The sequence below is a fragment of the Streptosporangium sp. NBC_01810 genome (assembly GCF_035917355.1).
Lineage (GTDB): Bacteria > Actinomycetota > Actinomycetes > Streptosporangiales > Streptosporangiaceae > Streptosporangium.
Genome location: NZ_CP109070.1, coordinates 4,682,825 through 4,703,797 on the forward strand (window position 1 = coordinate 4,682,825; position 20,973 = coordinate 4,703,797).

The window sequence follows — 20,973 nt, forward strand, 5'->3', positions numbered from 1 at the left end:
CAACACCATGGGTTCTGGCCACAGGACGGTGACGGTCTACTTTGTCGCCTTCGCGGGATTGATTCTCGCCGGTCTTATCCTGTTCGCTCCACTACCGCCCTGGGCATGGGTGGTGGTCGCCGTGGTAGCCGGGATCGTCGTGGTCCTGGCCATGAGAGTACCCAGCCGCGGAACGGATTCCGCGCCACCGGTGGAGACGACGTACCTTCCACCGCCACCCATAGAGCCTCGGGAGCAGCGGGTCGTCGAAGTCGCGCTGCCGAGCATGGAGGATGACTACGACTTCCTGTTCTCGGCGACAGTGCGATGGTCTCCGGATGGCAGGACAGTGGATGAACCGGTCGCCAACCTCGGCGGTCTGGCGGTCGACACGATTCTGGAACGTGCCATGGATGTCACGAAGAACCGGCTCCCCGGCAGGGCCTCGCTCGTTCAGCACGAGTTGAACGGTGCACTGAGCAGGATGCAGTCGGACGCCAGCGGATGCGTGCGGGCGATGGCCGAGTCGGTCACGCTCACTCTCTCCGATCACGATCGGCAACGCCTGAAAAAGCTCGCCGAGGTGCGTAAGGACAAGGCGGTCTGGGAGCACGAGAGGAAGTACGAACAGAGCAAGCGGGAGTACCTCGGAGAGGACGTACTGAAAGACCCGGGCAGCACCGTGGTCTGGTGGCTCGCCAAGAACGACGACCGCGTGGAGAAGGTGGTGCAGGACCTGGGCATCCTCGCCCAGCTCTCCTCCGCCGCGAACAACGAGGACATACCCGAATGCTTCCGGTACCTGGTGCCGGGGCCGTCCCCCTCACAGCCAGCAGACGACGAGCCGTCCACACCTGATCCGGGACACGGATCATCCGCCGTCGACCACTTCGAGGCGTTCCTGGGGGCGACGGACTTCCCGGACGGTGACCCGCAACGTGCCCTGTTCACTCGGCAGGTGGCCGACTACCTCGTCAAGCACGGCAGGCAGGACGCGGCTGACGACCTGGAACGCCGGTTCGACGCGCCCAGTGCCTTCGTCCCTGAGGATACGATTCCTCCCTCCGACCAGCTCGACGAAGAGCCGTACACCGACGATCCCGGATGAGCGAGTCGTGATGTTCACCATGGTGATCCCGAATACCTTTCTTGAAGGCAGATCGAGGACATGGCGGGTCTTTCTGTCCACTACCGGACTGACGCCGGCACTCCTCAGCTCCTGCTCAGCAAGGGTACGTTTCTGATCTGTACCGGCACGCTGATCTCCTTACCCCCAGAGGGAGCGCGATGACAGGCACGCAGCAGAGACCCTTTCCCGTCGACGATCTCTTACGGGCCGTACGCCTGGAGATCACCGCCGAACTCCGCAGCGACGGCGACGGGGAGAAGGTCTCACTGACCACCGGACGCAGGGTCGGAGGCGACGGGGAGATCCAGGAGTACCTGTTCTCCTGCAGGAGCTGGAAGGACTCGTTCTCCGGGGAGAAACTGCTCGTCAGGCTCTCACGTTCCCGCGCCTCGTGGGTGAGCGCCGAGGCGGTGCGGATGCCCGACGGCAAGGTCACGGTCCGCACTGCGGCCGATCTGAGCAGCCGGCCCGACAACGCTCAGCTGCGCAAGGACGAGTCGGCGGGCATGGAGGCCCTCGCCGAGCGGCTGGAATCCGCCGGCGGGAGCGATGGTCTGGTCAATCTCACCACGGCGGGCTGGATGCTCGGCCAGGGAAGTCCGCGTGTCAACCGCTGTGCCACCCCGGAACGTTTCATCCGGGGGTATCGCGAACGCGAACTCAATCCCCGGCAGCGGCAGGCGATCGAGCAGGCTCTCGACAGCGAGCTCACCTTCATCTGGGGACCACCGGGAACCGGCAAGACCGACGTCGTCGCCTCCATCGTCGAGGGCTGTTACCGGCAGGGGATGCGGGTGCTCTTCGTCGCTCCGACCAAGGTCGCCGTGGACCAGGCGCTGGAGCGGATCTGTGACCTGCTCTCCGGTGAGGAGGGTTTCGACACGGGGCTCGTGCAGCGCGCCGGAGACATCGAACTCGCCTCCCTGGCCACCAGGTTCGGCGACCAGATCAACGCCGGACGGATAGCCGGACGACTTTTCGCCGCCGTGACCGCGAGGATCACCGAAACGCGCGAACTGTTGGACGCGGCGCGTCAGGACCTCGCACTCCACGCCGAGGCCGAGCGCGTCTCAGGCGAACTGCGGGACCTGAGCGCGCGACGCGACGAGGCCGGGCGGCACGCCGCCGCCCTGCGCCGGCAGATCCAGGCCGGGCAGGCCGCCCTCGCCAGGACCGAGCAGCAGATTCACAAGATCGGCACCCCTTCCGGGCTCTTCGCCAAGAAGAAACAGGCCAAGCTCGACGACCTCGGCCGCGTGCACCGGACGCATCGGAACGCCGTCGCCGCGCTCGACCAGCAGCTGCACACCGCGCTGACCGTACAGCGAAACCGTGCCACCGAGGTCGCCAAACGTGAGCCGGAGCTGGCCGTGCTGCACGGTCGGCTGCGGAGAGTTCCCCCGCCCGGTCCTCTTCGAGACGCCGTTGAGAGGCTTCAACAACAACTCAGCGCGTTGGAGCAGGAACAGCAGAAGATCACCGAAGCGGTCCGGAGCAACTGCCGCGTCATGGGCGCCACCGTCGCCAAGGCGGTACAGTCCCGCACGTTGCTCGACTCGATCGACGTGGTGGTCATCGACGAGGCCGGGATGGTGAACACCCCTTCGGCCTGGTGCGCCGCCGGACTCGCCGCCCGGCGGGTCGTCGTCGCCGGTGACTTCCGGCAGCTACCCGCCGTGACCAAGTCCTCCGGCGACCGGGAGGCCTCCCCCGAGGACAGGCAGCACGCTGTGCTCTGGATGGACCGCGATGTCTTCGCCACGGCCGGGCTGGTGGACCCGGTGGGCTCGGCCCGTCAGGACCGGCGGATGGTCTGCCTGGACACGCAGTACCGTATGCGCCCGTCGATCTGCGAGGTGGTCAATGTCGTCGCCTACCCCGACGCGCCCTTGCGCACCGGACGCGGTGACCGCAGCCGTCTCCCGCACTCGCCGCTGATCGACGGCCCGCTGATCCTTGTCGACACCACCCCGCGCCGCCTGCCCAACCCGAAAGGCCGCCGCAACGGGCACAAGACCAACCCGGTGCACGAAGCGGTCATTCATGAGCTTGTCCGAGGCCTGCAGTACGACGAGGTCCTGCCCGCTCGCAAGTGGACGAACCTGGCCGCCGGAGAGCGGCCGGCCGACCGGCTGGCCGTGATCGCTCCGTTCAGAGACCAGGTGAAGGCGCTGCGGAACAGCCTGACCTATCGGTTCGGCGAGAGCTACGAGGGGCTGGTGGACACCGTCCACCGATTCCAGGGCAGCCAGCGCCCTCTTGTGGTGATCGATACCGTGGCCGGGGCGGGCGACAGGCTCGGCTACTTCTACGAGGGCTCGGGCCTGTCATCCTCCACCTGCCGATTACTCAACGTGGCCCTCAGCCGGGCGCAGGACCATCTCGTCGTCGTCGCCGACACCCTGTTCCTGCACGACAACCTCAGTCCGGGCAGTGAGGCCGCACAGATGCTCGCCCACCTGGAGCGCCATGCGCGGTTGCTCTCGGTGGACGAGCTCGTGCCGTTCCGTTGCGCGGCCGACCTGGCCGGGCTGGACAAGGACGAGCTGGCCCGGCCTGCGTTCTTCCCCGCCGACGAGGTGTCCCGCGCCATCGCGTGGGACATCGAACAAGCTCAGCGCAGCATCGAGATCTACTGCGCCTTCCTGGACCCGGTCCCCGTCGGCAGATGGCTGCGGCATCTCACCCCGCGCATCGAAAACGGAGTGCAGGTGACCGTCCACACCCGGGACCAGGCCGACGATCCGCGCAGGCGCGCTCTGGTACGAGACCTTGAGGCCGCCGGTTGCCTGGTCGCGGTACGCGAGCGCATGCATGAGAAGGTCATGATCGTCGACGACACCGTGCTGTGGCACGGCTCGCTCAACCTCCTCGCCAACACCGGCGCCACCGACCTGATGATGCGAATCACCGACCCGTCCTCCTGTCGGCAGGTTCGTCACATCGTCGACCGCGCACGGATGGAACGTCCTGCCCGTACCTGGAAACAGACGTCGCCGGAGCCGGATTCGGCTCCCGATGTCAGAACCGGCGACGTGCTGGACGGACGCCTTTACATACAGGTCCCCTTCGACAAGAAGGACGAGTTCAAACACGCGCTACAGGCCGCCGGGATACGCCCCCAGTGGCACGGGGCGAGGAAGCTGTGGCATGTCGATGCCACCGTCCCACGGCACCTGGTCCAGCGTTGGCTTCCTCCGGCCCGGAACTGACAGTGCCGGCGCACTTGAGCAGCTCGCTGGTGTAGCCATCCAGGTCTCCGCCGTTCCCCCACTTGTCCCCCGAACGAACCCACTGGAAGTCAAACAATGAGACACTCCTCAGCTGCTGCCTGCCCTTACGATCATGTTTCATGATGATTCGCACATTGGCGACCACCGCTGGGGTATTCGTCCTGTTGTTCGCCGGTACGGCCACCGCATCGGCCGGTCCCATCGTCGGGGCTCCCGAGCTGACCCACAACCCGCTCTACAAGCAGGGCAGCCTTCCCACGGTCTCCTGCAAGGTGACCAAGGGCACCACCAAGGCCTCCACCACGAAGTACTTGACCAAGGTCGTCGGCTGCCTGAACTCAGCCTGGCGCAAGACCATCAAGGACTTCGTCCCGGCCGGGGTGAGCATCAAGGCCAAGGTCGAGAACGGTCTCTGCCTCACCGGCCTGCAGGTGTCCGGCTCCTTCGCCGCCTCCTGTTACGGCTCCATTCAGGTGCAACTCGGTTCCGACTGGATCAACGCCAAGTCCGACCAGGCCATGCTCGTCGAGGTCACCCGGGCGTACGCCGGATTCATCCAGGCGCAGACAGGCATCAGCGAGGCCTGGTGGGCGTTGCCGGCCAGCCGGGAGGAGGTAGGTGACGGCGACGAGCAAATGCACCGCTACTACCTGCAGGCCGACTGCCTGGGTGGAATCTCCATGAAGAGCCTGGGACGTTCGGCCAAGAACTGGAAGCCCCTCCTCACCGCCGAGACGCCAAAGGAGTACGCCAGGTTCAACTGGTACGGCAAGCCCGCCAACCGTCTCCACTGGTTCAAGCAGGGCTACGCGTCGAAGAAGCCGGGCGCGTGCAACACCTGGAAGGCCCCCTCCTCAAAGGTCGCCTGATCCGTGCCGGCACGTCTCAGAGGATGAGCACGGCCCCGCCCGGCGGGCGAGTACAGCGGTTGCCGTCGACCTGTGCGTGGGCCGCGGGTTCATGCCCAGGGAGACGGCGTACGAGTGGGCGTCACCGCCATGCCTTCCCTGACATGGTCAATCCGTACCCGAGGTGCTACCGGACGGGGGGCACAGGTCACGACCGGGACAGGGACGGCGGAAGCCCCTCGTTGGATGAAGGTCTGCCGGACCGTGGCGTTCGGCTTCACGGGATTCCACGACCCGTTGCTGTCCACGGTCACATCGGCCCCCGACTGGTCCATCCGGCCGGCCAGATAGATGGTGACCTTCTGGTCGCCCGGCCACGTCCAGGTCAACTGCCACTCGTTGATGGTCGAGGTGCCGGTGTTCCTGATCAATATCTTGACCATGTTGTCGGTCACCCGGGCCCCGTTCTCCCAGTAGGACCAGGAGTTGATCTCCTTGTACGTCGCCGCGCACGTGGGGGCCCCGGCCGTCTCGGCGGTCGCGGCCCCTGGGATCGCGACGACCGTCGGCACCAGAACCACCGCGGCCAGGGCGCCGACCAGTCGACTTCGCATGTTCGAGCTCCTCCATCCGGGTTTACGGAGCTTTCTACTGAATCCTTATAGTTTTGGTCAATAGGTGCGTTGACCAGGTCATACAATCCTTGATTTCTTTACCGAGAGTTGACTCTGGGACCGATCACCTGTTCCCCCCGGTCGCGAGATCAACGACCGTACCGAGCCGTCCACGGTTTGCCCTACGTGCATCGGGCCCCGGGTCCGGCCTGGTGCCCCTTGCGAGGGAATCGATGATCTTCGTCGAGCTTGGGCACACATTCGGCACGGTCAGCCGCAAACGATCAGCGACAGCCGGACACGACGAAAGCGCCCCCGACCACGAACCTTCCGTTCTAGTGGTCGTCGCAACACCCCAGCTCGGGGAGTGCGATGGACTTCGAGATCCGCAAGATCCGGTCATCAGTCTCGGACCGTTCGTCAACGCCGTCATCACAAACGGCGACCTCCCCGACTTCCTCAACCGAGTCCGGGCCGCCGCCGAACGCCGCGCCGCCTACGCCCCCGCCAGGCCCAGCCGCCGCCCGTCGTCCCTGAGCAGGCTCCGGCCTCCGACGAGCCCTCGGTGACCCCCGAGGAGCGCGAGGCCGCCATCGCCCGCCGTCCGGGAAGCCTTGGGCAGCTTCCGCGTCCGCAGAGGCGAGAAAGGCCCCGCCCGTGTCCTCCGTCCCCGAGGCGCGGCCCTGGAGGCCCCGCCCGCCGCACAGACCGCCCGCGACTACCTCAACCGCCGAGGCGACTTCGCCGAGTGGATGACCATCGCCCGCGAGAAGCTCGGCGGGGACGCTGTTCGGGATGAGGTGGTCGTCCTAGCGGCCGAACTGGCTCGCGCCTGCGACGGCAAGGGACACTTCGTGCGCTGGGGCGCCCGGTTCCTCGGCCACAAGGACTGACCGGGTTGCCCGCGACGTCCTATCCTGAGTCCATGCCGTACATCGAGGAGCGCGTCTCCACCGTCGAGACCGACATCGCCGAGATCTTGAAAGCGCGCATTGCGGACGGCACCTACCCTGCAGACACCCAACTCCCGTCGCAGCATGAGCTGGTCCGCGAGTTCGAGATCGCCCCGAACACCGCCCAGAAGATCCTCACTCGGCTCCGCGAGGAAGGCATCGCCTACTCAGTGCGTGGACTCGGGACGTTCGTGGCTCCACCGGCCGACCAGTAGTCCAGACGCATGAGAGCCCCGGCGCCGGGGCTCTCATGCGTCTGGACTACTTGGAGCAGGATGTTCACCGGCGACCCGGCAGCAGCGCACAGAGTGCGTACGTAGCCGAGAGGGGGTCAACCAGGTCCACCACTACGTTCAAGATCATGGCCGTTGATCACTTCGACCCGGAACCAAAGTACCGCCAGATCGCCCGGATCACCCGCGAGCAGATCCGCACCGGAGAGCTGGAGCCGATGACGCCGATCCCGAGCGAGGCTCGGATGGTTCAGGTGCACGGTGTCGCCCGGGAGACCGTCCGCCAGGCCGTCCGCTTCTGCGTGAGGAGGGGTGGGTCTTCACGATTCAGGCGCGGGGCACCTTCGCGTCGCCTGCGGATCGGTGGCCTGAGACCCCATGATCAACACGCATGGTCCGGCAATGGTCCACCTGGAGATCATCTCAGAGCCGGACCGGCGATGGTCCGGCAGACCGGCAAGGTCATCTAAGATAGAAACCGCAGGTCAGAAGCCTGATCAGGGCTTTCTACGAGGGTAGGGCGGGCGGGACTCGAACCCGCGACCCAGGGATTATGAGTCCCCTGCTCTAACCAGCTGAGCTACCGCCCCTCGTGCACACCGTACTGCGGCATTCAACCAAACGTGGGCGCTGTTCGCACACTTGCCAGGCGGGACGGTTCAAGATGTGACCTTTGGCGAAACCCGGCTCCAGGGGACTCGCTACCCTGACGGTGGACCTTGTTGAGGAGTGTTGGATCATGCGCGTTATTGACGCTTTCCGGGAGTCGTACGGAACGGAGCCCGCCGGGGTGTGGCACGCGCCGGGGCGGGTCAACCTGATCGGGGAGCATACCGACTACAACGACGGGTTCGTGCTGCCGTTCGCGGTGCCGTGGGGGGTGACCGCGGCGGCCTCGCCGCGCGAGGACGGGGTGATCCGGCTGCGGTCGTTGCAGGCGGGCGAGCCGGTCACGCTCGCGACGCTCGACGAGGCCGAGAGCTGGGCCCGCTACGTGGCCGGGATGTTCTGGGTGCTCCGCGAGGCCGGGCACCGGGTCGGGGGCGCGGACGTGGTGATCGGCGGGGACGTGCCGCAGGGAGCGGGGTTGTCGTCGAGCGCGGCGCTGGAGGTGGTCGTCGGCACGGCGCTGAACGAGTTGTACGGGCTCGGCCTCACCAAGATGGAGATCGCGCTGGCCGCACAGAAGGCCGAGAACGACTTCGTGGGCATACCGTGCGGGATCATGGACCAGGCGGCCTCGGCGCTCGGCGAAGAGGGGAAGGCCCTGTTCATGGACTGCCGAAGCCTCGGCACCAGGAACATCCCGTTCGACCTGGCGAGCCACGGCCTCCAGTTGCTCATCATCAACACCGGAGTGCACCACGAGCTCGCCGACGGGCAGTACGCCCGCCGCCGCCGTGACTGCGAGAACGCCGCGAAGCACCTGGGCGTCGACGCGCTGCGCGACGTCACCGACCTGGGTGGCGCCCTCGCCAGGCTGAGCGGTGACGAGCGCAGGCGCACCCAGCACGTGGTGACCGAGAACCACCGGGTCGAGGCGGTGATCGGGCTGCTGCGGGCCGGGGCGGTACGGGAGATCGGCGCCCTGCTGAACGCCTCCCACCTGTCGCTGCGCGACCAGTTCGAGGTGTCCTGCGCCGAGTTGGACGTGGCCGTGGAGTCGGCGGTCAGGGGTGGTGCCCGGGGAGCTCGGATGACCGGCGGCGGGTTCGGCGGCTCGGCGATCGCACTGGTCACCGACGAGCGGGTGGAGTCCGTGCGGGAATCCGTTACCCGCGCCTACGCCGAGCGCGGCTGGGCCGAGCGCGGCTGGGCCGAGCGCGGCTGGGCCGCACCGGAGATCTACCCGGCGACTCCGGCAGCGGGAGCCCGTCGTCTGATCTGACCCGCACGCGAGCACATGCCCCCGTGCTCTGCCTCGGCATCGTTCCCCAGTGCGGTGACCGCCGCTCCGGCCAGGCCCGTATCCGTGGATCGCGGACCGCTCAGCCGGGTGAACGTTCCCGGCCGTTGCTAGCCCGCGACTCCCGCGACTCCCGCGACTCCCGCGGCTCCCGCAACTCCTGCGGCGGGGGCTCGAGCCGGGGCGGGACCCCGGGGGCGGTGGCGGGGGAAGAGCGGGACCGGGTCGGCAAGCCGCTCTCCCCTGCACTGGCCGGCGATCCGCGCCGAGGCGTCCGGGAGGAAGGGGGACAGCAGGTCCGCCAGCTCCCTGCAGGTGGCGACGAGGGTGCCGAGGACCTCGTCGAGCCGGGGCGAGCCCTCGCGAGCGAGGCGCCACGGCTCGGTGCGGTTGACGTACCGGTTGGCCTCCTCGGCGACCGCGTAGACGGCGGCGGTGGCCGCGCGGAAGTCGAACACCTCCAGAGCCTCGATCACCGCGCCTCGGGCATGACCTCTGACCTCGTCCAGAGCCGTCTCACGCTCTTCGGGCACGATTCCGCCCCGGTATCGGTGGACCATGCTGACCACCCGGTTGACGAGGTTGCCCAGCCCGTCGGCCAGTTCGCCGTCGTGGCGGGCGACGAGCCGCCTCGCGGTGAAGTCGACGTCGCCGCACCTGGGCACCTCGCGCAGCAGCCACCACCTGACCGCGTCCACGCCGTACACCTCGACGAGCCCGATCGGGTCGACGGCCGAGAGGTCGGTTCCCACGGGGCCGCCACCGGAGTGGCCGGAGACATCGAGGCCGCCCGGAACACCGGAACCGCCCAAGACTCCAGGGCCGCCCGGAACACCGAAACCGCCCGGGACGTCGAAGGCTCCGGTGGAGACGCCCACACCGCGAGGAGCAGCGGAGGCACCCTGCCCGCCGGCGACACCGTAGCGGGCCGATTTACTGATCTTCCGGCCGTCCACGGTCAGGTAGTCGTGGACCAGGATGTCCGTCGGCGGCAACTCCCCCGCCGACAGCAGCATCGCCGGCCAGTAGACCGCGTGGAAGCGCAGGACGCCCTTGCCGAGCACGTGGATCCGCCGGTCGGCACCGGACCACCAGCGGCCGTGCTCTCCCTTCGCGTAGTCCAGCGCGGTCAGGTAGTTGCCGAGCGCGTCCCACCACACGTAGATCACCTGTCCGGGGTCGCCCGGCACGGGGATGCCCCAGCCACGCGCCCGCGCCTGGGATCGAGAAACGCTGAAGTCGGACAGCCCAGCCGCGATGAAGGTGAGGATCTCGTTGCGGCGCTCGGCGGGCTCGACACGAATGCGGCCGCTGTCGATGAGGCTGTACAGCTCGTCGCGGTAGCGGGACAGGCGGAAGAACCAGTTCTCCTCGGACACGTGCTGGAGGGGGGCGTCGTGCTCGGGGCACTGTTCGTCGGGCGGGTAGAACTGCTCGCAGCCGACGCAGTAGAGGCCCTCGTAGTGCCTGCGGTACAGGTCGGCGGAGCAGGCCCGCCAGAACCGTTCGACGCCGGGCCGGTGCCGGGGGTCGGCGCTGGTACGGATGAAGTCATCAAAGGAGAGCGAGAGCGGTCCCGCCAGCCGGGCGAACTCGGCGGCGTTGCGGTCGACGAGATCCCGTACGGAGATCCCCTCGGCCTCGGCGGCCCGCACGTTCTTGAGCGAGTTGTCGTCGGTGCCCGTCTGAAGCCTGACCTCGTCACCGAGCAGGCGGTGGTGCCTGGCGAGTACGTCTGCCTGGACGAGCTCCAGGGCGAAGCCCAGGTGGGGGCGCGCGTTGATGTACGGGATGGTCGTGGTGAGCAGGATTCGGGACATCGGAACCTCCGCTGAAGCCCGAAAACAGATCGAGGCCCCGTTTCAGGGCCTCGAGAAGACGTCAGGCGACCCCGGTTTCAGGGGGAGAGCATCACCAGGAAAGTCATGTTCTCATGCTAGCGATCCGTTCCCCGGTTCGACATGCGGTTTTCCGCGCTCCGAGCCCGTCCCGGCCTCCGAATCCGCCTCCGGCACGGACCTCGACCGCGACCTCGACCTCGACCTACGGGCTGATGACCGGCGGTCTGGCGTTCATGTCCCCGCTCTGGGAGACCGCCGTGCAGGAACACATCCCCACCGAGGCGATCTCACGGGTGTCCGCGTACGACTGGCTGCTCTCCATCGGGCTGACGCCCCTCGGCATGGCCCTGGCCGGGCCGCTGGCCGGCGCGGTGGGCAGGTAGCGCAGCCCGTCGCGCGCGGCCAGGTCGGCCAGCGCCCGCTCCTCCCCGTTCGGGATCACGTCGCCGTGCCCCTGAGCCAGGATCACCGCGTCGGCCTCGATCGTCCGGCCGTCCTGCAGCAGCACCGCCTGACCGCCGGGGATGTCCGCGAGATCGACGGCGCGGGTGGGGTGCACGTGCACCCGGACCCCGCGCGGTGCGGTCGCCACCGCGTGCCTGAAGACGTGGGAGAGGTAGCCGTTCTGGGCCGGACGGGAGGCGAAGGTGCCGGGGTCCCCGCCGAGCCACTCGGCCAGCGTGGGGCCTGGACGGATCGGCCCCTCACAGCGCACCGACTCGTCGGTGAAGAGCGTCACGTCGGCGGCGGCGGAGTTCATCCAGAGCAGGTCGGGCTGGTCACGGCGCCAGACGCGGCCGCCGCCCGGCGGGTGGGGGTCGATCACGTGGACGTCCAGCGAGGGCCAGCCGAGCAGGTCGGCGGCGTTGGCGCAGATGCGCTCCACCAGGCAGGTGCCCGTCGGGCCGGCGCCGACGACGGCGATCGAGGCGCTCATACGGCGGCTCTGCGGTGCCACTGCCCCGGCTCGGCGGGAATCCCGGGGAAGGGGCGGCAGGTGTCGAGGCCGGCGGGGCTCGCCTGGTTCGATGTGCTGATCTTCGACATGTGGCTCTCCCGGGCATGTCTCGGTGACCCCGGTGAGGGGGTCCGCGCTTGCGGCACGCCGACCGTGCCGCCAGGTCTCCCCCGGGGGCACCCCGCCGCGGTGCGAGGGTTGCCGGTCAGCCAGCCGGGGCTCCGCACTGACGCTCGTAACCTACTTATAAAGTAGGAAATACATAGATCTCTGTCAAGCCTTATTGTCGGGGAATGCCCTATGAGACGGTGAATGTGGTCTACCGCAAGTACGACGGATCGCTGCACTGGCACCACCGCGGCCTGCTGCTCGGCGAGGACGAGCACGGGGTATGGACCGGTTGCGTGGCCAATTCCAGCGGTCGCAAGGGGGACGGACCCGAGATCGCCTGGCCTCACCCGTTCGTGATGCTCTTCCCCCACGACGCCTGGTGGACCGCGGCCTTCAACACCGCCCCGCACAAGCACGAGATCTACTGCGACATCTCCACGGTGCCGATATGGGGAGACGGCGAGGTCACCATGATCGACCTGGACCTGGATGTGATCCGGACGCGCCGCGATCTGGCGAGGGGCCGCACCAGCCGGGTCTTCCTGGACGACGAGGACGAGTTCGAGGAGCACAGGGTCAGGTACGCCTACCCGCCCGAGGTCGTCCGGAGCGCCCGCGCCTCGGCCGCCTGGCTGATGGAGGCCGTCGCCGCCCGCACGGCCCCCTTCGACACCGCCCCGCACTGGCTCACCCTGGTCAGCTGAGAGCGTCGTAGCGACTACAGCGGCGGGAAGCCGGCGACGCCCTCGGCGAAGTCCGGCCGGGTGAAGGAGTCGACCATCGCCTCTCCCTCCCGGAAGCCCTCGGGGCGCTCCCGCACAGGAGCTCCCCATTCGGAGAGCCACAGGAGCTCCCCGCCCGGAGAGCCACAGAATGTCGTTCTACACCTTTTCCTTCCCAGGTGTCAGCATGTGCGAGCGGACCAGGTCCTCGACGGTGGCGCGCAGGCCCAGGAAGAGGGAGGTCCGCTTGACGGCGAGGGCCCGGTAGGCGGGCAGGTCGATCGGGACCTCGGCGGCGACCCTGCCGGGCCCGCAGGCGAAGACGAGGACCCGCTGGGCGAGCAGGACCGCCTCCTCCACGTCGTGGGTGACCATCAGCACGGTCGTGCCCGTGTCGCGCCACACCTCGCGCAGGAAGAGCTGCATGTCCTCCTTGGTCTGCACGTCCAGCGCCCCGAACGGCTCGTCGAGCAGGAGCACGGCCGGCTCGCACGCCAGCGCCCTGGCGATCGCCACCCGCTGGCGCTGCCCACCGGACAGCTGCCGGGGCAGCGCGTCCGCCAGGGACGACAGCCCGACCTCGCCGAGATACCAGCGAACCCGCCGTTCCCGGTCGGCCCCGGAGATCGGCAGCAGCCGCAGTCCGAAGGCCACGTTCTCGGCGACGGTGAGGAAGGGGAACAGCGCTCCCGACTGGAAGACCAGCCCGCGCTCGGGACCGGGGCCGACAACGGGTGCCCCGCCGAGCGTGATGGAGCCCGCGCTGGCCGGGGAGAGCCCGGCGATCAGCGACAGCAGCGTCGACTTGCCCGAGCCGCTCGCCCCGACCACGCACACGAACTCGCCCGGCTCCATCGACAGGTCGATGCCGTCCAGGACGCGGGTGGTCCCGTAGTCCTTGGCCACGCCGCGCAGCACGAGGGTCATGCCGTCCACCTTCCGAGACGGTCGCGCAGCACGCGCAGCACGACGTCGATCAGCAGGCCGACCACCCCGATCACGATGAGCACCGCGAAGATCTTGTCGGTCTGCAGGAACCGCTGGGCCCGGATGATCCGGTAGCCGAGCCCGGACTCGGCGGCGATCAGCTCGGCCACCACCACGAAGTTCCACGCGGCGGCGGCGTTGATCCGCGCCGCGTCCACCACCGCCGGGAGCGCGTACGGCCAGATCACCTTCCTGAGGATCTCGCCACGCCGGGCGCCCAGGGTGGCTGCCGCCTGGCCGAGCTCGCCCGGCACCCGCCGTACGGCGTCGGCGACCATCAGCGTGTTGAAGAACACCACGCCCAGCAGCAGAATCGCGACCTTGGACGGCTCGCCGAGGCCCAGCCAGATGATCAGCAGGGGAATGAACGCGGCGGCCGGCATGTAGCGGAGCAGGCCGACCGCCGGTTCCAGCAGGGCCAGTGCCACGGCCGAGGTGCCCATCGCGACGCCCACCGGCACCGAGATCGCCACCGCCAGCCCGAACCCGGCCCCGACCCGGCCGAGGCTGGCGAGGGTGTCGTCGAGCAGCAGGCCGGTGCCCAGCATCTCCGCGAACGCCTCCAGGACGGCCAGCGGGGACGGCAGGAAGGTCGGATCGACCAGTTCCGCCATGCTGACGACGGTCCAGAGGGCGAGCGGGACCAGTACCGAGGCCGCCCGCAGACCCCAGCGGGCACGGACGGACACCCCGGAGCTCCGCTTCCAGGCCGGACCCGGCCGGCCCGCGCGCCGGGGCAGCGGCTCCCAGGCTCGCCGCCCCACCTCGGGGGGCGCGACGGACTCCGCGGTCCTCACGCTCATGACTGCCGCGACCTTCCTGGTGGCGAGCAGGGCGAGCTGAACCCGCCCCGGCCACAATCGGTCGTCGCCCGGTGTGCTCTCCATATCGGCGCTCCCGCACTCACGGCTTGAGGCTCCTGACGAACCTTGGCTCGAAAAGACCGTCCAGCGACGGCTCGGTGTCGGCCAGGCCCGACGCGACGAGGAACTTCGCGATCAGGGCGGCCTGGTGGTCGAGGTGGTCGTCGGTGTCGCCGGGCTCGAAGGCGGCCAGGTTGTCGTCCAGGGAGAAGATCGTGGTTCCCGCGTCGTAGCTCGCGTAGTCGGCCTCGTTCACCCCCGCCCGCCTGGCCATGATCGCGGTGGCTTCCGCTCTGTTGGCCGCGATCCACTCCAGGGTCTCGAACCAGGTCTTCACCAGTGCCTGCACCTCCTGCGGCCGCTCGGCGACCAGCGAGCCGGCCACCACCAGGTGGTCGGGGATCGCGCCGGGGAAGTCCTTGGAGGTGGCGATGGCCGTGGAACCCGGCAGCCCCAGGGCGGTGGTGGTGAAGGGCGCGAACACGCCGACCGCGTCCACCTGGCCCGCCTTGAAGGCCGCCGCGGCGGCGTCCGTCGGCAGCGGCTTGAAGGTGACGTCCTTCTCGGTCAGCCCCGCCTTCCGCAGCGCGAGCAGCAGCAGGTAGTGGTCGACGGTGCCCTGCTCGGCCGCGACGGTCCTGCCCTTCAGGTCGGCCACCGTGGAGATGCCGGACCTGGCGATGATCTGGTCGTTGCCGGTGGAGTTGTCGTTGACCAGCACGATCGTCTGCTTCGCCCCGCCGGACACCGAGGCGAGGGTGTCGTTGAGCGTCTGGCTGTTGGCGTCGACGTTGCCGGTGGCCAGCGCGGTCAGGCTGTCGGTGTAGCTGTCGAAGTACTTCAGCTCGACCTTGATGCCGTTCTTGGCGAACAGCCCCTTCTCCTGGGCGACCTGCCAGGGGAACCAGCCGGGCCAGGCGGAGAAGCCCAGGGTGAGAGCCTTCTTCTCGCCGGACGCGGCCGGCCCGGCGGACCCGCCGGGGGTGGACGCGCACGCCGCACAGGCGGCGAGCAGGCAGAGCGAGACGAGCAGGCGGCGGAGCATCACGCGGTTCCCTTCCTCTTGGGCAGGTGCCCGGAACGGACCAGGCAGCCGAGGGTGTCGCAGATGACGCGGGCGGCGATCAGCGAGGTGATCTCCGCGTTGTCGTAGGGTGGCGAGCACTCCACGACCTCGATCCCGGCCAGCGGCGCCGCGTCGGCGATGATCTGGATGAACTTCAGGACCTCGCGCGGCAGGAAGCCGCCGGGTTCCGGCCAGCCGGTGCCGGGGACGAACGCGGCGTCCAGGCAGTCGACGTCGAAGGAGAGCCACACGGCCTCGGCGTCCTTCCAGGCGACCTCCAGCGCGCGCTCGGCCGCCGCCTCGATGCCCATCTCCACGCAGTCGGTGACCGTCATGATCGTGGTGCCGCGCTCACGACCGACCTTTACCCCAGGTCGGGGCGCCTGCCACCCGCCGATGCCGATCTGCACCAGGTTCTCCGGCGGCACGTTGGGAATGTCGGTGGCGTGGAACCACGGCGTGGTGTGCATGCGCTCGTCGAGGTCGGTCTCCTGGGTGTCCACGTGCCGGTCGAAGTGGATGATCCCGAGGTTGCCCGACAGGTGCTCGGCCACGCCGCGCACGGTCGGGTAACCGATGGAGTGGTCGCCTCCCAGCACGACCGGGAACGCCCCGCTGGAGTAGACGTGCGAGACGGCCTTGGAGATCTGGTCGAAGGTCTTCTCGATGTTGCCGGGGATGGTGAACACGTCCCCGAGGTCGGCCATCGTGATCGACTCGCGCAGATCCACCCCCAGCTCGAAGCTGTAGGGGCCGTACAGGGCGGAGATCTTCCTGATGCCCTGCGGGCCGAAGCGGGTGCCCGAGCGGTAGGTCGTGCCGCCGTCGAACGGCGCGCCCAGGATCGCCACGTCGTACGCGCCGCAGCGCCGCACGTCCTCGACGTACGGAGCCTTGAGGAAGGTGTTGATCCCGGCGAAGTGCGGCAGTTCTCCGCGGGAGAAGGTCGGGATGCGCCGGTCGACGATGGAGTCGGCGCCCTGCAGGCCCACCTCCAGGGCCCAGGCGACCTCGCGCTCCCAGTTGGTGGTGGGCAGCTCGGCCTCGCGGTCGACGGCGAAGCGGGCCTCGGGACCGTACCTGTCGGGGCCCGAGGGGGCCGCGCCGGAGGGGCCCTGGCGGGCGGGGTCGGAAGCGGACGGGTGCCAGTGCATGGGAGCTCCGATCAGCTCGGACCCCGGCTGGAGGACAGCCGGGATCGGCCGGCCTCCCGGGCTTTTGTCCCGCCGTGGAACGGCCACGCGGCCGCCTGCACCTCTCGGACCAGTCCCGCGCCGTCGCCGTACGGCCTCACGGTCGTGACGCCCGGCGTCGGCGGCGGCGGAACCCTAGATGCGCCCCACCATGCGGTGGGTCACTGCAAGTGCACCGCCGGCACGTTTCCCCTGGATTAACCTCCCGTTGCAGTCCGGTGACCAAGCGCACACCTCAGGGAGTCGGCGTGGTGGACGAAGTTCGGTGACAGCCGCCTGTCCTCGTAGTAGCGGTGGAAGACCGGCGTGGCCGAGGCCGACATGGGCGGCACGATCCAGGTCCAGTCCGCGGGGCAGACCCGGCCTGCCCGCTCCTCGCGCTCCAGGTGGATCAGGAAGTGCCTGGCCTCGGTGTGGTGGTCCGTCATCGTCACCCCCGCCCGCTCGAAGGAGTGCAGGACCGCCACGTTCAGCTCCACCAGCGCCTGGTCCCGCCAGAGCGAGCGGTCGGTGCCGGTGTTCAGCCCCAGGCGCTGGGCGATCAACGGCATCAGGTCGTAGCGGTCGGCGTCGGCCAGGTTGCGGGCGCCGATCTCGGTGCCCATGTACCAGCCGTTGAACGGCGCCGCCCGGTAGCAGACGCCGCCGATCTCCAGGCACATGTTCGAGATGACCGGCACGGCGTGCCAGCGCAGCCCCAGCTGCTCGAACCACGGGTGGTTGGGGTGCGAGAGCGCGACCTCCAGCACGGCGTCGCCGGGGATCTCGGACAGCAGCGGCGGCCTGTTCCCGACCGAGATCGCCAGTGGGAGGACGTCGAAGGGGCTTCCGGGGCCGCCGGGCCAGCCCAGCTCGCGCAGCATCGCGGTGAAGCCGATGTAGCGGGGGTCCCCGACGACCGAACCGTCCGCCGTCGGGTACCCGGCGTATCTGATGAGCTGCTCGTTCCAGATCCGCGGTCCCGGCGCCCCCGGTCGGTCCTGGGGGAACACGGTGATCGTCGGGCGGATCCGGCGGGCGGGCGCCGCGTCCCGCAGGTGGTTCACGCACTCGACGGCGACCCCCTCGGCGGTGGTGACGTGCCGCCGGTCGCGCACCCGCAGCGAGCGCCAGTACAGCCGCCCGATGCATCTGCCGCTGTTGCGCCAGGCCACCCTGGCGCCGAAGATCAGCTCGCCGGTGGTGTGCGTGTACGTTCCCGTGTCGGCGATCTCCCGCCGGATCTCGCGCAGGCGCTCCCGTAGAACCCCCGTGCCGGGATTCTCCGCGTGAAACAGCCTCAGGTAGTCCTCGGCCGCCGCCATCACGTCGACTGGAGGCGTCTCGGGGACCTTGGGGACCTCGTGGGCCGGATCCGGCGCACGCCGCCGGGACCTTCGCCAGGTCAGCACAGAAAAACCACCCATTGTGGCTCACGAGCACGACTACCGTTCCGGGCGGCGTGGTGCCCTGAACGCGGCGGCCCTTCCCCGCTGCGATCGCTGTTGTCCGCGGCGACCGCGCACCGGTTCACTCGCCACGATCGCGGCGACACCGGGCACGGCCTCCCCTATTTTCTGTGATTCACCGTGGTTTGTCCGCCGAATCAGGGCATGGGGGGACGCCAAACCCAGGCGTGAGACGCCAAACCTGGGCGTGAGACGCCAAAAGCCCCGGAAGCTGGGCTTCCGGGGCTTTGACGCTGGCTCCCGCGATAGGACTCGAACCTATAACCTGCCGGTTAACAGCCGGCTGCTCTGCCGATTGAGCTACACGGGATTGCGCTTTGCGCTGGTCGGGCCGGGTGCTCCCCGTTCCTTGCGGCGCAGGAATAGATTAGCGCACTCCATGGGTGTGTGTCGCATCGATACTCCGGGGTAGGTGCGAGACGAGTGGCTATCCGCAGGTGATCACAGGACGGCGGCCGGCGGAACATGGTTGTGGAGGTGGACATGCGTTATCGGTTGATGTTCGGGGTGGGATTCGCGTCCGGCTACATCCTGGGGAGCCGCGCCGGACGGGAGCGTTACGAGCAGATCAAGAGGATGGCCCAGCGGGTCGTCGACAACCCCACCGTGCAGGAGACGGCCGGCCTGATGGGCGCCAAGGTCTCCAGGGCCACCGGTGCGGCGAGGACCAAGGTGGGCGACGCGGCCAGAAACCGGCTGCCGTTCATGCAGTCGGCGAACGGCCGGCACGACGACACGGGCACCGGCTGGCCGGAGAACCAGAGGACCGACGCACCCCACTGATCCCGCCGGTGCCGCCCGGCCGGCGCCCACGGGCAGCGCGGCCCTCCGGGCACCCACGGGCAGCGCGGCCCTCCGGCGCGAAAGGCCCCGCCAGGGGCCTTTCGCGTGTCCGGGCACCCCGGCCCCCCGGCTCAGACGCCGAAGCTCCTGCGGGTCTCCTCAAGCGCCTGCTCCGCGAGAGCGCGCAACCCGGCGTCGTCCGGGTCCAGACCCGCGTCGAAGACGAACTCCCAGACCAGCCGGTCGGCGTCGGCCTTCCTCGCCACCAGCCGCACTCCCCCTCGCGCGTCCAGCGGGACGTACTGGTTGACCACGATCGAGGCGGTCACCCGCTCCCGCACGGCCTCGGGGACCCTGCCGGGCTCGGGCAGCAGCGCCCGGTGCGACCGCCCGTCGGTGGTGACGACGGTCAGCCCCTCCTCGTCCCATGCTCCGCGGTCCACCTGGAACCAGGGCAGGCGCTCGCCGCCCAGGTAAAGTGCCCTGTCCGCGGCGATCACGTAGCCGTCCGGGCCTTCGGCATAGGTGAGCACCCGGTCGCCGGGATCGACGGCCCCGCGGACCTCGGCGGGCAGGCGGTGGAAGAGCTTCATCTGAATCCTCACAGCGTGGAGAGCTCGGGCGCGGCGCCCACGAGGAGACGCGGCGCGACCCCCCGCAGGTTCGGTGTCGTGTCCGGCGATGGCCGTACCTCAACACTCCACGGTATCCGCGAGCAGGTCGAGGGTGAGCGCGGCCGACCAGGAGAAGTCCCGGCTGCCTCGCCCACTGCCGTCGAAGGGGTCGAAGCACTCGCGGAAACCCGCCTGCCGTACAAGGCGCAGGGTCTGCGAGCCCAGCACCCGCGCCAGCCCCGCCAGGCCGTGCACCGCCGCCGCCCGCCGCAGCAGCCAGTTGGTGTTCACCCAGGACGGCCCGCGCCAGTAGCAGGACCGGTCGAACTGCGGAGCGCGGATCTCGCAACTCGGCACCGGGTACCCCGCGGCTCCCATGAAGCCCGCCGACTCCAGCACCCCCACCAGCTCCGCGACCCTGTCGGCCGGCAGCCCCTCATCGAGCATCGGCCCGAAACAGCCGACCGTGCGGATGGAGCTGAGCCGCCCCGCGCGCAGGTCACGGGCGTGGAAGACACCGTCGGCCCAGAGCCGGTCCAGCAGCGCCGCGCGGATCCGCTCCACCGCCTCCCGGTGCGGGCCCGCGTCCGCGCCGGCCACGGGGGCCAGCTCGGCGAGAGCCTGGCAGGAGGCGAGCCAGATCCCGTTGAACATCGGGTCCTCGACCGCGAACGGGTGCTCGTCTCTCAGATAGGCCGGATCGTAGCCGGAGTCCCGGTAGCCCAGGACCAGCGCCATGTAGCGGTCGTGTTGGCTGTCGGGATGCCGCTGGGAGGGATCCTCCCGCCGGTAGGCGTGGCGGACCGGGGGCAGCGCCTCCAGCGGGGCGTCCCAGACGGGGCTGTCGTCCATCCCCGACTCCCATGGATGCACGATCGCGGCCAGCCCTCCCCCGCCAAGGTCCCTGGACGTGGCGAGGTAGTCGTGCTGGGCGACCAGCATCGGGTAGATCCGCCGTACGAGGGCCGCGGCCGTGTCACGGTCGACCGCGTGCCTCCACACCCACCACAGGGCCAGCGCGTGCAGCGGCGGCTGCGTCAGCCCGGAGGTGCACACCCCGTTGGGAGAGGCTCGGTGCTCCTTTGAGCGCCAGACCGACGGGCCGGGGAAGTAGACCTCCGCGTGGGCGGGCTGGAAGACGATGTGCGGCACCATCCCGGTGTGCCACTGCCCCGCCAGCAGGCTGAGCAGCTCGGTCCCGGCCCTACGGGTGTCCCAGCGGGCCAGGCCGATCGCGACGAAGGTCGAGTCCCAGTTCCACTGGTGCGGGTAGAGGCCCGGCGCGGGCACGGTCGCGGCCCCCGTCGAGTTCGCGTCGAGCACGGACCACGCCTCGCGCCCGAGCGCGGCATCGTCGACCGCCGCTCGCGACTCCATTCGCCCAGTCTGCGCCTGTATCGGCCAGGAGAACAGTCCAGCGTCGCCCCGGCCTTTCCGAATGCGGGGAAAAGGCCCGCGAAACGATGCGGGAAAAAGGCCGCGAAACGGCGCG

General features: G+C 69.3%; 19 protein-coding genes, 2 tRNA genes and 1 riboswitch. Of the genes, 9 read left to right on the top strand and 12 right to left on the bottom strand.

Annotation, left to right across the window (positions count from 1 at the left end):
* The first annotated feature begins 7 nt into the window (after positions 1-7).
* The 3 genes from OIE13_RS20265 (at position 8) to OIE13_RS20275 (ending at position 5,210) form a co-directional block, all read left to right on the top strand.
* Positions 8-1,087: a hypothetical protein gene (locus OIE13_RS20265; RefSeq protein ID WP_326828559.1), complete on the top strand. Its 1,080-nt coding sequence runs from the start codon at positions 8-10 to the stop codon at positions 1,085-1,087.
* A 179-nt stretch (positions 1,088-1,266) separates the two neighbouring features.
* A complete protein-coding gene (locus tag OIE13_RS20270; protein WP_326828560.1) occupies positions 1,267-4,320 on the top strand; it encodes an AAA domain-containing protein in 3,054 nt (1,017 codons plus the stop codon).
* A 140-nt stretch (positions 4,321-4,460) separates the two neighbouring features.
* Complete coding sequence (locus OIE13_RS20275) at positions 4,461-5,210, top strand: hypothetical protein (RefSeq protein ID WP_326637528.1); 750 nt, start codon at positions 4,461-4,463, stop codon at positions 5,208-5,210.
* A gap of 89 nt (positions 5,211-5,299) precedes the next feature.
* Here OIE13_RS20275 and OIE13_RS20280 read toward each other — a convergent pair whose 3' ends face one another.
* The gene (locus OIE13_RS20280; RefSeq protein WP_326637526.1) at positions 5,300-5,803 is read right to left on the bottom strand and encodes a cellulose binding domain-containing protein; all 504 of its coding nucleotides are present in this window, start codon (positions 5,801-5,803) and stop codon (positions 5,300-5,302) included.
* A 614-nt stretch (positions 5,804-6,417) separates the two neighbouring features.
* Here OIE13_RS20280 and OIE13_RS20285 point away from each other — a divergent pair.
* The 3 genes from OIE13_RS20285 (at position 6,418) to OIE13_RS20295 (ending at position 7,459) form a co-directional block, all read left to right on the top strand.
* Complete coding sequence (locus tag OIE13_RS20285; protein ID WP_326637524.1) at positions 6,418-6,696, top strand: hypothetical protein; 279 nt, start codon at positions 6,418-6,420, stop codon at positions 6,694-6,696.
* A gap of 32 nt (positions 6,697-6,728) precedes the next feature.
* Complete coding sequence (locus tag OIE13_RS20290) at positions 6,729-6,971, top strand: GntR family transcriptional regulator (protein ID WP_326637522.1); 243 nt, start codon at positions 6,729-6,731, stop codon at positions 6,969-6,971.
* Between the two features lie 236 nt (positions 6,972-7,207).
* On the top strand, positions 7,208-7,459 hold the full coding sequence (locus OIE13_RS20295; protein WP_326830302.1) for a hypothetical protein: 252 nt from the start codon (positions 7,208-7,210) through the stop codon (positions 7,457-7,459).
* Positions 7,460-7,505: 46 nt separating this feature from the next.
* Here the strand turns inward: OIE13_RS20295 and OIE13_RS20300 are convergent.
* Positions 7,506-7,579: transfer RNA gene (locus tag OIE13_RS20300), tRNA-Ile, on the bottom strand.
* 149 nt (positions 7,580-7,728) lie between these two features.
* Between OIE13_RS20300 and galK the strand changes: the two genes are divergently transcribed.
* Positions 7,729-8,877 carry a galactokinase gene (galK, locus tag OIE13_RS20305; protein WP_326828561.1) on the top strand — a complete coding sequence of 383 codons (1,149 nt, stop codon included), beginning with the start codon at positions 7,729-7,731 and terminating at the stop codon, positions 8,875-8,877.
* A 128-nt stretch (positions 8,878-9,005) separates the two neighbouring features.
* Here the strand turns inward: galK and OIE13_RS20310 are convergent, their stop codons facing one another.
* Together OIE13_RS20310 and OIE13_RS20315 are read right to left on the bottom strand one after the other, a co-directional pair.
* Positions 9,006-10,715 carry a methionine--tRNA ligase gene (locus OIE13_RS20310; protein ID WP_326828562.1) on the bottom strand — a complete coding sequence of 570 codons (1,710 nt, stop codon included), beginning with the start codon at positions 10,713-10,715 and terminating at the stop codon, positions 9,006-9,008.
* Between the two features lie 223 nt (positions 10,716-10,938).
* Entirely contained in the window at positions 10,939-11,673 is a 735-nt protein-coding gene (locus tag OIE13_RS20315; protein WP_326828563.1) for an FAD/NAD(P)-binding protein, read from the bottom strand.
* 149 nt (positions 11,674-11,822) lie between these two features.
* Positions 11,823-11,935, bottom strand: a riboswitch (SAM riboswitch).
* A 52-nt stretch (positions 11,936-11,987) separates the two neighbouring features.
* Here OIE13_RS20315 and OIE13_RS20320 point away from each other — a divergent pair.
* Positions 11,988-12,509, top strand: a complete 522-nt coding sequence (locus OIE13_RS20320; protein WP_326637512.1) for a DUF402 domain-containing protein — start codon at positions 11,988-11,990, stop codon at positions 12,507-12,509.
* Between the two features lie 177 nt (positions 12,510-12,686).
* On the opposite strand, the gene OIE13_RS20325 is transcribed toward OIE13_RS20320, so the two are convergent.
* The 6 genes from OIE13_RS20325 to OIE13_RS20350 all read right to left on the bottom strand — a co-directional run bounded on the left by OIE13_RS20325 (position 12,687) and on the right by OIE13_RS20350 (position 18,394).
* On the bottom strand, positions 12,687-13,454 hold the full coding sequence (locus OIE13_RS20325) for an ABC transporter ATP-binding protein (RefSeq protein WP_326637510.1): 768 nt from the start codon (positions 13,452-13,454) through the stop codon (positions 12,687-12,689).
* Positions 13,451-14,401, bottom strand: a complete 951-nt coding sequence (locus tag OIE13_RS20330; protein WP_326637508.1) for an ABC transporter permease — start codon at positions 14,399-14,401, stop codon at positions 13,451-13,453. Before OIE13_RS20330 ends, OIE13_RS20325 begins: the two co-directional genes overlap by 4 nt.
* Positions 14,402-14,417: 16 nt before the next feature.
* Positions 14,418-15,422 carry an ABC transporter substrate-binding protein gene (locus tag OIE13_RS20335; RefSeq protein WP_326830303.1) on the bottom strand — a complete coding sequence of 335 codons (1,005 nt, stop codon included), beginning with the start codon at positions 15,420-15,422 and terminating at the stop codon, positions 14,418-14,420.
* On the bottom strand, positions 15,422-16,597 hold the full coding sequence (locus OIE13_RS20340; RefSeq protein ID WP_326637506.1) for an agmatinase family protein: 1,176 nt from the start codon (positions 16,595-16,597) through the stop codon (positions 15,422-15,424). The genes OIE13_RS20335 and OIE13_RS20340 overlap by 1 nt, the downstream gene beginning before the upstream one ends.
* A 236-nt stretch (positions 16,598-16,833) precedes the next feature.
* Complete coding sequence (locus OIE13_RS20345; RefSeq protein ID WP_326828565.1) at positions 16,834-18,042, bottom strand: nitric oxide synthase oxygenase; 1,209 nt, start codon at positions 18,040-18,042, stop codon at positions 16,834-16,836.
* Between the two features lie 276 nt (positions 18,043-18,318).
* Positions 18,319-18,394 (bottom strand) — tRNA-Asn (locus tag OIE13_RS20350).
* A gap of 173 nt (positions 18,395-18,567) precedes the next feature.
* On the opposite strand from OIE13_RS20350, the gene OIE13_RS20355 reads away from it, so the two are divergent.
* The gene (locus OIE13_RS20355; RefSeq protein ID WP_326828566.1) at positions 18,568-18,867 is read left to right on the top strand and encodes a YtxH domain-containing protein; all 300 of its coding nucleotides are present in this window, start codon (positions 18,568-18,570) and stop codon (positions 18,865-18,867) included.
* 131 nt (positions 18,868-18,998) lie between these two features.
* Here OIE13_RS20355 and OIE13_RS20360 read toward each other — a convergent pair whose 3' ends face one another.
* Both OIE13_RS20360 and OIE13_RS20365 read right to left on the bottom strand, forming a co-directional pair.
* Positions 18,999-19,460 carry a hypothetical protein gene (locus OIE13_RS20360; protein ID WP_326637502.1) on the bottom strand — a complete coding sequence of 154 codons (462 nt, stop codon included), beginning with the start codon at positions 19,458-19,460 and terminating at the stop codon, positions 18,999-19,001.
* Between the two features lie 99 nt (positions 19,461-19,559).
* On the bottom strand, positions 19,560-20,858 hold the full coding sequence (locus tag OIE13_RS20365; protein ID WP_326637500.1) for an MGH1-like glycoside hydrolase domain-containing protein: 1,299 nt from the start codon (positions 20,856-20,858) through the stop codon (positions 19,560-19,562).
* Positions 20,859-20,973 lie beyond the last annotated feature (115 nt).

Bases quoted from the DNA above. Each gene is read 5' to 3' on its own strand.
- OIE13_RS20355 (WP_326828566.1), top strand. From the start codon at position 18,568: ATGCGTTATCGGTTGATGTTCGGGGTGGGATTCGCGTCCGGCTACATC.
- OIE13_RS20265 (WP_326828559.1), top strand. From the start codon at position 8: ATGGGTTCTGGCCACAGGACGGTGACGGTCTACTTTGTCGCCTTCGCG.
- OIE13_RS20275 (WP_326637528.1), top strand. From the start codon at position 4,461: ATGATGATTCGCACATTGGCGACCACCGCTGGGGTATTCGTCCTGTTG.
- OIE13_RS20320 (WP_326637512.1), top strand. From the start codon at position 11,988: ATGCCCTATGAGACGGTGAATGTGGTCTACCGCAAGTACGACGGATCG.
- OIE13_RS20270 (WP_326828560.1), top strand. From the start codon at position 1,267: ATGACAGGCACGCAGCAGAGACCCTTTCCCGTCGACGATCTCTTACGG.
- galK (WP_326828561.1), top strand. From the start codon at position 7,729: ATGCGCGTTATTGACGCTTTCCGGGAGTCGTACGGAACGGAGCCCGCC.
- OIE13_RS20280 (WP_326637526.1), bottom strand. From the start codon at position 5,803: ATGCGAAGTCGACTGGTCGGCGCCCTGGCCGCGGTGGTTCTGGTGCCG.
- OIE13_RS20325 (WP_326637510.1), bottom strand. From the start codon at position 13,454: ATGACCCTCGTGCTGCGCGGCGTGGCCAAGGACTACGGGACCACCCGC.
- OIE13_RS20365 (WP_326637500.1), bottom strand. From the start codon at position 20,858: ATGGAGTCGCGAGCGGCGGTCGACGATGCCGCGCTCGGGCGCGAGGCG.
- OIE13_RS20290 (WP_326637522.1), top strand. From the start codon at position 6,729: ATGCCGTACATCGAGGAGCGCGTCTCCACCGTCGAGACCGACATCGCC.
- OIE13_RS20295 (WP_326830302.1), top strand. From the start codon at position 7,208: ATGACGCCGATCCCGAGCGAGGCTCGGATGGTTCAGGTGCACGGTGTC.
- OIE13_RS20310 (WP_326828562.1), bottom strand. From the start codon at position 10,715: ATGTCCCGAATCCTGCTCACCACGACCATCCCGTACATCAACGCGCGC.
- OIE13_RS20340 (WP_326637506.1), bottom strand. From the start codon at position 16,597: ATGCACTGGCACCCGTCCGCTTCCGACCCCGCCCGCCAGGGCCCCTCC.
- OIE13_RS20360 (WP_326637502.1), bottom strand. From the start codon at position 19,460: ATGAAGCTCTTCCACCGCCTGCCCGCCGAGGTCCGCGGGGCCGTCGAT.
- OIE13_RS20345 (WP_326828565.1), bottom strand. From the start codon at position 18,042: ATGGGTGGTTTTTCTGTGCTGACCTGGCGAAGGTCCCGGCGGCGTGCG.
- OIE13_RS20330 (WP_326637508.1), bottom strand. From the start codon at position 14,401: ATGGAGAGCACACCGGGCGACGACCGATTGTGGCCGGGGCGGGTTCAG.
- OIE13_RS20315 (WP_326828563.1), bottom strand. From the start codon at position 11,673: ATGAGCGCCTCGATCGCCGTCGTCGGCGCCGGCCCGACGGGCACCTGC.
- OIE13_RS20335 (WP_326830303.1), bottom strand. From the start codon at position 15,422: ATGCTCCGCCGCCTGCTCGTCTCGCTCTGCCTGCTCGCCGCCTGTGCG.